General features: G+C 71.6%; 10 protein-coding genes. 3 read left to right on the plus strand and 7 right to left on the minus strand.

The features are described 5' to 3' along the window. Positions 1–155 precede the first annotated feature (155 nt). The 7 genes from ACZ499_RS29410 to ACZ499_RS29440 form a co-directional block, all read right to left on the minus strand. Positions 156–1,781: a dipeptide ABC transporter ATP-binding protein gene (locus ACZ499_RS29410; RefSeq protein ID WP_468679289.1), complete on the minus strand. Its 1,626-nt coding sequence runs from the start codon at positions 1,779–1,781 to the stop codon at positions 156–158. Beyond that, on the minus strand, positions 1,778–2,767 hold the full coding sequence (locus ACZ499_RS29415; protein WP_468406504.1) for an ABC transporter permease: 990 nt from the start codon (positions 2,765–2,767) through the stop codon (positions 1,778–1,780). The genes ACZ499_RS29410 and ACZ499_RS29415 overlap by 4 nt, the downstream gene beginning before the upstream one ends. Beyond that, positions 2,764–3,771 carry an ABC transporter permease gene (locus ACZ499_RS29420; RefSeq protein ID WP_468679290.1) on the minus strand — a complete coding sequence of 336 codons (1,008 nt, stop codon included), beginning with the start codon at positions 3,769–3,771 and terminating at the stop codon, positions 2,764–2,766. Before ACZ499_RS29420 ends, ACZ499_RS29415 begins: the two co-directional genes overlap by 4 nt. 2 nt (positions 3,772–3,773) lie before the next feature. Next, a complete protein-coding gene (locus tag ACZ499_RS29425; protein WP_468679291.1) occupies positions 3,774–5,495 on the minus strand; it encodes an ABC transporter substrate-binding protein in 1,722 nt (573 codons plus the stop codon). 173 nt (positions 5,496–5,668) lie between these two features. Continuing rightward, complete coding sequence (locus tag ACZ499_RS29430) at positions 5,669–5,764, minus strand: Ms4533A family Cys-rich leader peptide (RefSeq protein ID WP_324616262.1); 96 nt, start codon at positions 5,762–5,764, stop codon at positions 5,669–5,671. 88 nt (positions 5,765–5,852) lie between these two features. Continuing rightward, a complete protein-coding gene (locus ACZ499_RS29435; RefSeq protein ID WP_468679292.1) occupies positions 5,853–7,385 on the minus strand; it encodes a DUF3152 domain-containing protein in 1,533 nt (510 codons plus the stop codon). An 8-nt stretch (positions 7,386–7,393) separates the two neighbouring features. Then, complete coding sequence (locus tag ACZ499_RS29440) at positions 7,394–8,362, minus strand: alpha/beta fold hydrolase (protein ID WP_468679293.1); 969 nt, start codon at positions 8,360–8,362, stop codon at positions 7,394–7,396. A gap of 117 nt (positions 8,363–8,479) precedes the next feature. Between ACZ499_RS29440 and ACZ499_RS29445 the strand changes: the two genes are divergently transcribed. The 3 genes from ACZ499_RS29445 to ACZ499_RS29455 all read left to right on the plus strand — a co-directional run bounded on the left by ACZ499_RS29445 (position 8,480) and on the right by ACZ499_RS29455 (position 9,847). Then, positions 8,480–8,698 (plus strand): hypothetical protein, encoded by a 219-nt coding sequence (locus tag ACZ499_RS29445; protein ID WP_385533940.1) that lies wholly within the window; start codon positions 8,480–8,482, stop codon positions 8,696–8,698. Between the two features lie 146 nt (positions 8,699–8,844). Then, positions 8,845–9,486: a TetR/AcrR family transcriptional regulator gene (locus ACZ499_RS29450; RefSeq protein ID WP_468406515.1), complete on the plus strand. Its 642-nt coding sequence runs from the start codon at positions 8,845–8,847 to the stop codon at positions 9,484–9,486. A gap of 133 nt (positions 9,487–9,619) precedes the next feature. Continuing rightward, positions 9,620–9,847, plus strand: a complete 228-nt coding sequence (locus tag ACZ499_RS29455) for a DUF3107 domain-containing protein (protein ID WP_101389947.1) — start codon at positions 9,620–9,622, stop codon at positions 9,845–9,847. Positions 9,848–9,974: the final 127 nt, after the last annotated feature.

A 9,974-nucleotide genomic window follows, 5' to 3' on the forward strand; every position in this document is an offset into this window, starting at 1 on the left:
CCTCCCCCAACCCTCGGCGGCGGAGGAACCCCCCCCCCCCACCCCCCTCCTCCCCCCCCCCCCCCCCCCCCCCCCCACCGGAAGGGGTGAATGCACGTAACTTTCCCACCCCGGTCGCGTTCCGTCGCGCTACGGGGTGGGAGAGTAACGGAGCGTCAGGCCGCGGCCACCTCATCGCGGTTCTGCTCCCGGAGCTGCTCGCGCAGCTCCTTGCGCGCGGCGCGGCGCACCGCGGCGAGCACCGGGTCGACGGTCGGCACGGCCGCGAGCAGCTGCCGGGTGTACGGGTCCTTGGGCGATCCGTACACCTCGTCCACCGCGCCCTCCTCCACGATCCGGCCCCGGCGCATCACCGCGACCCGGTCGCTGACCTGCCGTACGACGGCGAGGTCGTGCGCGATGAAGACGAGCCCGAGGCCGAGCTCGCGCTGCAGCTCCGCGAGGAGTGCGGTGACGTGGGCCTGGGTGGTCACGTCGAGCGCGGACACCGGCTCGTCGCAGACGATCAGCTGCGGTTCGGCCGCGAGCGCGCGGGCGATGCCGACGCGCTGGCGCTGGCCGCCGCTGAACTCGTGCGGGTAGCGGTCGTAGCGGTCCAGGTCCAGGCCGACCCGCTCCAGGAGTTCACCCACGCGCGCGCGGATGCGCTTCTCGTCCCGTACGCCGGAGGCCCGCAGCGGGTCGGCCACCGATTCGCCGATCGAGCGCCTCGGGTTGAGGGAGGCGACCGGGTCCTGGAAGACCATCTGGACGGCCGTGCCGTCGCGGCGGATCGTGCCGGACGTGGTGTCGAGCAGGCCCACCAGCATCCGGCCCAGCGTCGTCTTGCCGCTGCCGCTCTCGCCGACGACGCCGAGCGTCTCGCCGCGCCGCACGGTGAGCGAGACGCCGTCGACGGCGGTGAACGACGACTTGCCGCGTCCGAAGACCTTGCGCAGGTCACGGGCTTCGAGCAGCGGTTCGCCGGTGGCCGGGGCGCCCGGCTTCGCCGCGTCCAGCCGAGGCACCGCCGAGAGCAGCTCCTTGGTGTACGCGGCCTCAGGCGCGCCGAGCACGTCCCTCACGGGCCCGCGCTCCACCGCGCGTCCCTGGCGCATGACCAGGACGTCGTCGACGCTCTCCGCCGCGACGCCCACGTCGTGGGTGACGAGCAGCAGCCCCATCCCGGTCTCCTGGCGCAGCCCGTGCAGCAGGTCGAGGATCTGGGCCTGGACGGTGACATCGAGGGCCGTGGTCGGCTCGTCCGCGATCAAAAGCTTCGGCTCGCAGGCCAGCGCCATCGCGATGAGCGCGCGCTGGCGCATGCCGCCGGAGAACTCGTGCGGGCGCGAACGCGCCTTGCGGGCCGCGTCCGGGATGCCCACGCGGTCGAGCACCTCGACGGCACGCGCGCGTGCCGCCCGCTTGGAGCCGCCCCGGTGCACCCGGTACACCTCGGCGATCTGGTCGCCGATGGCGTAGTACGGGTCGAGGGAGGAGAGCGGGTCCTGGAAGACCATCGCCGCCACTCCCCCGCGCAGCCTCCGCAGTTCGGCGTCGGACGCCTGCTGCACATCGGTACCCGCGACCCGGACGGTCCCCTCGACCAGCGCGCCGGTGCCCCGGTGCAGGCCGAGCAGGGCGTACGCGGACGCGCTCTTGCCGGAGCCGGACTCGCCGACCACGCCGAGCGCGGCGCCGGGCGCCAGGGTGAAGGAGAGCCCGTCCACGGCCCGGGTCCCGCCGAAGGAGATGCCGAGGCCGGCGACCTCCACCAGAGCCTCAGTCGTGACCTCGGTCACTGCAGCACCACCCGTCGGTCCGCCACCGCGTACAGCGCGTCCGCGACGGCATTGGCCAGTACGACGAAGAATCCGGTCGTCATGACGACGCCGACCACGACGGGCAGATCGACCTGGCGGACCGAGTCCACCAGGAGCTTGCCGATGCCCTGGATACCGAAGAGCGACTCGGTGAGCACGGCGCCGCCGAACATGGAGCCCGCGTCCAGCGCGCTCAGCGCGATGACCGGGGCGACCGCGCCGCGCAGGGCGTGCTTGCCGACGATGGCCCGCTCGGTGAGTCCGTACGCCCGGAAGGTGCGCACATGGTCCTCGGCGAGGGTCTCCAGCATCGAGCTGCGCACCAGGCGCGCGTACTTGGCGCTCTCGATCAGCGCCAGCGAGATCCACGGCAGCAGCAGTCCCCAGAACCACTGCTCGGGGTTGTCCGAGAACGGCGTGTACTGCGGGAACGGCAGCCAGCCGAGCGTCGAGCAGAAGACGATGATCAGCACCAGTCCGATCACGAAGACCGGGGTGGAGAAGCCGATGAGCGTGAGCCCGGTGAGCGTCCGCTCGATCGCGCCGCCGCGCTTCCAGGCGGAGAGCAGCCCGGTGCCGACGCCGAGCAGGATCCACAGCACGAACGCGCCGATCACCAGCGAGCCGGTGACGGGCAGCTTGTTCAGGAGGATGTCGGTGACCGGCGAGTCCTGGCGGTAGGACAGGCCCAGGCAGGGCGCGTCGCAGTGGACGACGCCTATCCCGGAGGAGAAGTCGCGGCCGGCGAAGAGACCCTGGAGGAAGTGCCAGTACTGGACGTGGATCGGGTCGCCGAGCTGGAGGCGGTCGTGCACCTGGGCCACCTGGGCCGGCGAGCAGCGCTCGCCGCAGACGATCTGGGCGACGTTGCCGGGAGCGGCGTAGAAGACGAGGTAGACGACGACGGAGAGGGCGAGCAGCACGAAGACCGCGCCGCCGAGCCGCCGCAGCAGAAAGCCCGTCACTTCGAGGCCTCCTTACGGGACTTGACGTCTCTGCGGGACTTGACGCCGACCTTGAGCCGGGAGGCGGCGCGGGGGTCGAGCGCGGTGCGCACTCCCTCGCCGACGACCGTGAGGGAGAGGACCGTCACGAACAGGAAGCCCGCGGGCAGCAGCAGATAGGTGGGCGCCGACTGGTACCAGGTGTTGGCCTCGGTGAGCATCTGCCCCCACGACGGGGTGGGCGGCTTGATGCCGACGCCGAGGAACGAGAGCGCCGCCTCGATGGAGACGTTGGCGGGCACGAGGAGCACGCCGTACGTGATGACGGGCGCGGCCAGCGCGGGCAGCAGCTCGCGCCGGGCGACCGCGAGCCTGCCCCAACCGCTGAGCCGGGCCGCCGAGACGTAGTCGAGGGACTTGAGGCTGAGCGCGGAGGACCGCACGATCTTGGACGTGCCGGACCAGCCGACCACCGCGATCACGAAGGTGATCAGGACCGGGCGCGGCACGGAGTCGGGCACGATCGCGATCAGGCCGAGGCTGATGACGAGCAGCGGCAGCGCCACCACCACGTCGGTGAACCGGCTGATGACCTGGTCGGCCCAGCGCCCGCCGAGCGCGGCGGACAGCCCGAGGGCGACCCCGATGAACACCTGCACCAGGGTGGCGATGAAGGCGACGCCGAGCGACACCCGGGCTCCGTAGACGAGCCGCGCGAACAGGTCGCGGCCGGTCTGGGGCTCCACGCCGAGCCAGTGGTCGCCGCTGATCCCGCCGAAGGAGCCCTTGGGCACCCCGCCGGCCGCCGAGTCCACCAGGCCCGGGTGGAAGGTGTTGGGGTCCTGCCCCTCCAGGGCGGTGAGCAGCGGCGCGGTGAGCGCGACGAGCACGAGCAGCGCGAAGACGACGGCGGCGACGGTCACCGCGCGCTGGGCGCGCAGCCGTTGCCAGAACTGACGGGCCCCCGAAGCGGGAGCGGCCACCTGGACCGCTCCCGTCTCCGAGGCCAGCAAGGCCTCACTCATGGCTACTTGACCGCGACCTGGGAGATGTCGAGCACACCGGTCCAGTCGCTGATGACGACGTTCTTGATGTCCTTGCCGACCAGCCGCTTGTAGACCGGGTGGAAGAGCGGGACCACGACGGCCTGCTCACCGATCTTCTTGTCGAGGGCGCCCCAGCGCGGCGCGGCCGCCGCCAGGTCGGTCAGCTTGTTGATCTCGTCGACCTCCTTGTTGACCGACGGGTCGTCCAGGAAGCCGGTGTTGAAGTTGGCGCCGTCCTTGACGATCTGGCGGCCGTCGAAGATCGGCGCGAGGAACGGGCCGCCGGACGGCCAGTCGGCACCCCAGCCGCGCAGGAAGAAGCCGGGCTCCTTGCTGACGCTCTGGATGGTGTCGTTGTAGTCGTTGGCCTCCAGGCCCTGGAGCTTGACCGTGAACCCGGCCTTCTTCAGGGCGTCCTGGAGGGCGGTCGCGACCTCGGGGCCCTTGGGGCCGCCCTTGGCGTTCGAGTGGGTGAGCGTGACGGTGAGACCGTCCGGGTGGCCCGCCTCCTTCAGGAGCTCCTTGGCCTTGGCGGCGTTGCCCGAGTCACCGGCCGGGAAGTGGTCGAACTGGGTGTAGCCGAACGCCTTCTGGTTGGGCAGGAAGGTGGTGGCGGGCTCGGCGAGCGAGGAGCCGCCGACCGCGTTGACGACCGAGCTGCGGTCCACCGCGTACGCGACGGCCTGGCGCACCTTCGGGTCGTCGAACGGCTTCACCTTGGGGTTGAAGCCGATGTAGTTGGTGTAGCCGAAGTGGCCGGTGCCCACGCGCGCGGCGAGCGCCTTGTCACCGCCGACCTTGGAGAGCTCGGCCGGGCCGAGGTTGGTGTCGGTGGTGACGGCGGCCGAGTCCGGCCCCTGGGAGGCGGAGAGCCGCTGGTTGATGACGGAGGCGTCGAGGCCGGAGCGCACGTCGATGCTGTCCGGGTACGCCTTGCGCTCGGCGTCGGTGGCCTCGGACCAGTTGGGGTTGCGCTCCAGGACCAGGTGCTCGCCGTCGTTCTCGTTCTTGACGACCTTGTACGGGCCGGACGAGACCGGGTGCTCCTCGTACTTGGTGCCCTTGTCCTTGGCCTTGGGGACCGGCGCGAACTGGGTCTGGGTCGCCAGGTAGGGGAACTCGCCCTCGGGCTTGTCCAGGTGGAAGACGATGGTCTTGGCGTCGGGCGTCTCGATCGAGGCGAGGCCCTTGCCGCCGTCCTTGTAGGGGCCCTGGTAGTCGGCGCCGCCGACCAGCCAGTCGCGCAGGTAGGGCGCGCCGCCGGAGAGCTCGGCCGCGAAGGACCGCTCGATGCCGTACTTGATGTCGGCCGTCGTGATCGGTGTGCCGTCCTCGTACTTGAGGCCGTCCTTGAGGGTGTACGTCCACACCGTGGCGTCGGCGTTGGGCTTGCCGGTGTCGGTGGCGAGGTCGGGGACGACCTTGGTGCCCTCGGCGCCGGCTTCGCGGTTGCGCGTGGTGAGCGTACGGAAGACCAGGGACGGAACGTTTCCGCCGCCGGAGGTGTAGAGCCGCGCCGGGTCGAAGTCGGTCTGCGGCTCGTTGTTGAGGACGGAGAGCGTGCCGCCCTTCTGGGGCTTGGCGTCCGAGCTGCCGCCGGCGTTCTTGGCGCCACTGTCATCGGGGCCGCAGGCGACGGCGCCCACGGCGAGAACCACGGCTATCGCTGCCGCTCTTGCGACGTTTCCGGACATCTGACGCATCGGAATGAAGACCTCTCGGTGACTGCACATACAGGGCAAAGGGGACGCGGGCGTCTGCCTCGACCCATGACGACGTCATGGCCTTCGAACAAGAGGGAGTGCTGCGCCCGCGCGGATGAGCAAAGACGGAAGTACCCGGGCGCAAGTGAAAGAAAACTGCGCGCGAGTGGGCGTCAGCAACAGTGAATGTCGGCTACGCAGAGCCCGGTCACGCCGATCAGCGCCAGCTCGATGGCGGCGCGTGCGGGGGTGAAGGGGCGGTGCGGCATGCCGAGAACTATGCAAAGCCCCGCTGTCCACTGTCAACCGAGATTGAGACGGTTGTCCCACATTGTGGACAGCAGGGCCGGACTGGTCTCAACCAGTCGGGTAGACCCAGGCGTTGGGACGGCACTTGATCCCGCCTATGTCCAAGGACTTGGTCTGCTGCTGCATCACCGGAGCGAGCGCCCCGGGAGTGCTACAGCTCACATGACCATGGCCGAGGCGGTGTCCCACTTCATGGTTGATGAGCATCTGCCGGTACGCGTACATCGCCTGCGCCCCGAACGTCTCGGAGCCCTGCGCCCAGCGGAACGCGTTGATCATCACGCGCTCGGTCGCGGCCGAGTCGCACGAGACGTTCTCCTCGGCGGTGTCCAGCTCCGACTTGGCGCACCAGGCCGCCGTGGTGCCGGGACTCGCCAGGGTGATGACGAAGTCGGGCTTCCCGGAGGAGATCCGCTCGAAGGTCTTCGCCCCGTCGTGCGCCCAGCTGCGGTCGTCGTTGAGGGTCTTCTGCACGGCCTCGGCGAACAGGGCGCCGTCCAGGTCGAGCCCCTTCTCGATGTCCACCCGGTAGCGGTACTTGCGCCCCTTGCCCGGCGCCGCCGCGGACCCGGGCACCACCTCGAACGCGCCGGAACCTTTCAGCTTCGGGTCGATCGGGTACTGCAGGGCCATCTTCTGCTCGTACGAGGCGGGCTTGGCCGCCGGGGCCGCCTGCTCGGGCGTCGCCCGGTCCTTGGAGCGGGAGGCGGGCCCGTCACCGGCGCGGCCGCTGTCGTCGGCCGACTGGGCGCCGGTCTTGTGGCCACCGTCGGAGGTGACCTGACCGGCCACCACGACCGCGAGCACGGTGGTGAAGGCCGCCGCCGCGATCCCGGTGAGGGTGCGACCCTTGGAGGACTTGCCCCCCTTGTCCGCCTTGCCCGTCTTGGCCGTCTTGGTCTCGGGGGCCGTCTCGACCCGCTCGGGCACGGGGGCCGGCCGCGGCACGGCGGGCGCGGAGGCGGGCGCGGGGGCGGGCGCGGGGGCGGCCCTGCGTTGCGCGCCCGTATCGGCCGGATCCATCCTGCGGTGGGAGCCCGTGTCCATCGGGTCCACCCTGCGGTGGGTGCCTGTGTCGACGGGGGCGGGGGCGACCCTGCGGAACGAACCGGTGCCCGTGGGCGTGACCCTGCGGTACGAACCCGTGTCCGTCGGCTCGGCCACGCGGTGCGTGCCGGTGTCCGTCCACTCGGCGCCGTCGAAGGCGTCCACGTACTCGCGCCGGGGCCCCGGTATTCGGACACCCGGCCCGGAACCGGCCTGGGCCGGGGCGCCGTGCCAGTCGCCGGGGCGCGGCGCGGCGGGCTCGCCCCAGCCGCCCCCGCCCTCGTGGTGCTCGGGGTGGCCGCCGCGCACCTGGGGCACGCCGTGCGCCGGGGTGCCGCCGCCCTGGTGCTGGGAGCCGGGACCGCCGGGAACCGGGCGGATCCGCGGTACCTGGCCGGTCGGCGGGCCGTCGGCGCGGCGTCGTCCGCCCGCCGTCCGCACCTCCTCCACGACGGGCACGGGCCCGGTGGTGTCGGCGATGCGGGTGGGCTCGGGAGTGCCCGTGGCGCCCTTGGGTCGGCTGTGTCGTCCCACGCCCCGGATCAGCTCCTGTTTCCGCAGTCGTCGGCCAGGTCCCGGAAGGCCTGCGCGACCACCTCCGGGTACTCCATCATCGCCACGTGCCCGGCATCGGGCAGGGTCAGCAGTCTCGACCCGCGGAACGCCGCAGCCGCTCTGCGGGCCATCCGGAAGCCGACCAGCTGGTCCCGGCCGCCGTAGACCAGCAGCGTCGGGGCGAGCACCCGCTCGGCCTGCCGCCAGAGCCCGTGCTGCCCGCTCAGGGTGTACGCGTCGACGACGCCCCGCGCCGAGCGGGCCATCGCGTCCCAGAAGTACGGCAGCTCAAGGCGGCGCTCCATCTCCTCGACCGCCGCCCGGAACGCCTCGGGGCTCACCCGGCCCGGGTCGCCGTAACAGAGGGCCATCACCCCGCGCGTACGGTCCTCGGCCGACCAGTCCTTGGTCATCCGCGTGAACAGCGAGGCGATGCCGGGCACCGCGAGCAGGGCGGTCGGCCAGGCGGTGCGCTGGGCGCGGATCTCGGGGAGCGCGGGCGAGATCAGGGTGAGGGTGCGGACGAGGTCCGGGCGGACCGCGGCGACCCGGGTGGCGACGGCGCCGCCCAGCGAGTTCCCGAAGAGGTGGACGGGGCCGCGGCCCGCCGAGTCGAGCAGCCGGATCACCGCGCGCGCGTGGCCGGTGACCGAGTAGTTGCCGTCGTCCGGCGGCGCGGAGTCCCCGAAGCCGGGCAGGTCCACGGCCTCGCAGTCCACCGTGTCGGCGAGCAGCGGCATCAGGGCGGACCAGTTCTGCGAGGAGCCGCCGAGCCCGTGCACGAACAGGGCGGGGTCGAGACCGGATCCCGTACCGGGACGGGCGCGGATGTTCAGCGTCAGCCCGGGCAGACTCACCGAGCGCAGCTCTTCACCGGGCGCCACCCGGACCGCGCCCACCCGGGGAACCGGAGCGACAGCAGCGGCGAGGGTTTCCGGCAGCTCGGTCGAAGACATGCGGGCAATGTTACGAGACGATCACACCGTGGTTCATGTGTTCGCCGTCACAGACCGCATAGCGGTGCGCAGAGCTAGCCCATAGGCTCGTAACAAGCCCTCGAAAAGGGAGCAATCATGCCCGTCGACCCCAATGATCCCGAAGTGTTCGAGGAAGAAGACGACGCCGTGGAGCTCGCCGAGGAGACACCCGAAGCGGACGCGGCCGAACAGCACACCGACGTACGGCAGGAGCACGACGACTCGCTCATCGATGCCGACAGGGGCGCGGCGAACGAGGCCGACATGGCCGAGCAGGCCCGTGTGGTCGCCCTCGACGAGGACGACTACCGCTGATTTGTTCGGATAACCAGGCGTATCTCCGGCTACCCAGCGCGTCCGGTCCGTGAAATTCTGCGTGCGCACCGCGCACAGCCGGGTTACCCAAAAGTACGATGGCGGCGCGCGCACATCGCGCACGAGCATCAATTTTGGGAGGCGGCGTGACAGCCATCGAGCAGACCGAGGCAGCGCGCCCGCGAGGCACGCGTCTGCCCCGCCGGGCCCGCCGCAATCAGCTTCTGGGCGCGGCCCAGGAAGTCTTCGTCGCACAGGGGTACCACTCGGCCGCGATGGACGACATCGCGGAGCGGGCGGGCGTCTCCAAGCCGGTCCTCTACCAGCACTTCCCCGGAAAGCTGGATCTGTACCTGGCGCTGCTCGACCAGCACTGCGAGGCACTGCTCCTTGCGGTGCGCACGGCGCTCGCCTCCACCAGCGACAACAAGCTGCGCGTCGCCGCGACGATGGATGCCTACTTCGCGTACGTGGAGGACGAGGGCGGCGCGTTCCGCCTCGTCTTCGAGTCCGACCTGACCAACGAGCCCGCCGTGCGCGAGCGCGTCGAGCGGGTCAGCCTCCAGTGCGCCGAGGCCATCTCGGACGTGATCGCCGAGGACACCGGTCTCTCCAAGGACGAGTCGATGCTGCTGGCCGTCGGCCTCGGCGGCGTCTCCCAGGTGGTCGCCCGCTACTGGCTCTCCAGCGAGTCGAAGATCCCCCGCGAGAAGGCGGTGCAGCTTCTCACCTCGCTGGCCTGGCGCGGTATCGCGGGCTTCCCGCTGCACGGCACCGAGGGCCACTGAACAGCGCTTGCGGGGTGCGGGTGTTCGCTCGTAGCGTGCGGCGCCGCGCCCGTCCGGGTCCCCTCTCCGGGCTAATGTGTGCGGGGTACGGCGCGGCTGACCGCGCACCGCAGACCGTCGGAGGGACATAGCCGTGGAGGTCAAGATCGGCGTGCAGCACGCGCCCCGGGAGATCGTTCTGGAGAGCGGGCAGTCCGCCGAGGAGGTCGAGAGCGCGGTAGCCGACGCCCTCGCCGGCAAGGCGCAGCTGCTCAGCCTCCAGGACGACAAGGGCCGCAAGGTCCTGGTGCCGGCCGACAAGATCGCGTACGTGGAGATCGGCGAGCCGACGGTTCGCCGGGTGGGCTTCGGCCAGCTGTAGCCGTAGAACACGTGGCAGGGGAGCGGGGGGGGGGGGGGGGGGGGGGGGGGGGGGGGGGGGGGGGGGGGGGGGGGGGGGGGGGGGGGGGGGGAGGAGGGGGGGGGGGGGGGGGGTGGGGGGGGGAGGG

It is taken from the genome of Streptomyces sp. NPDC031265, from assembly GCF_055570295.1.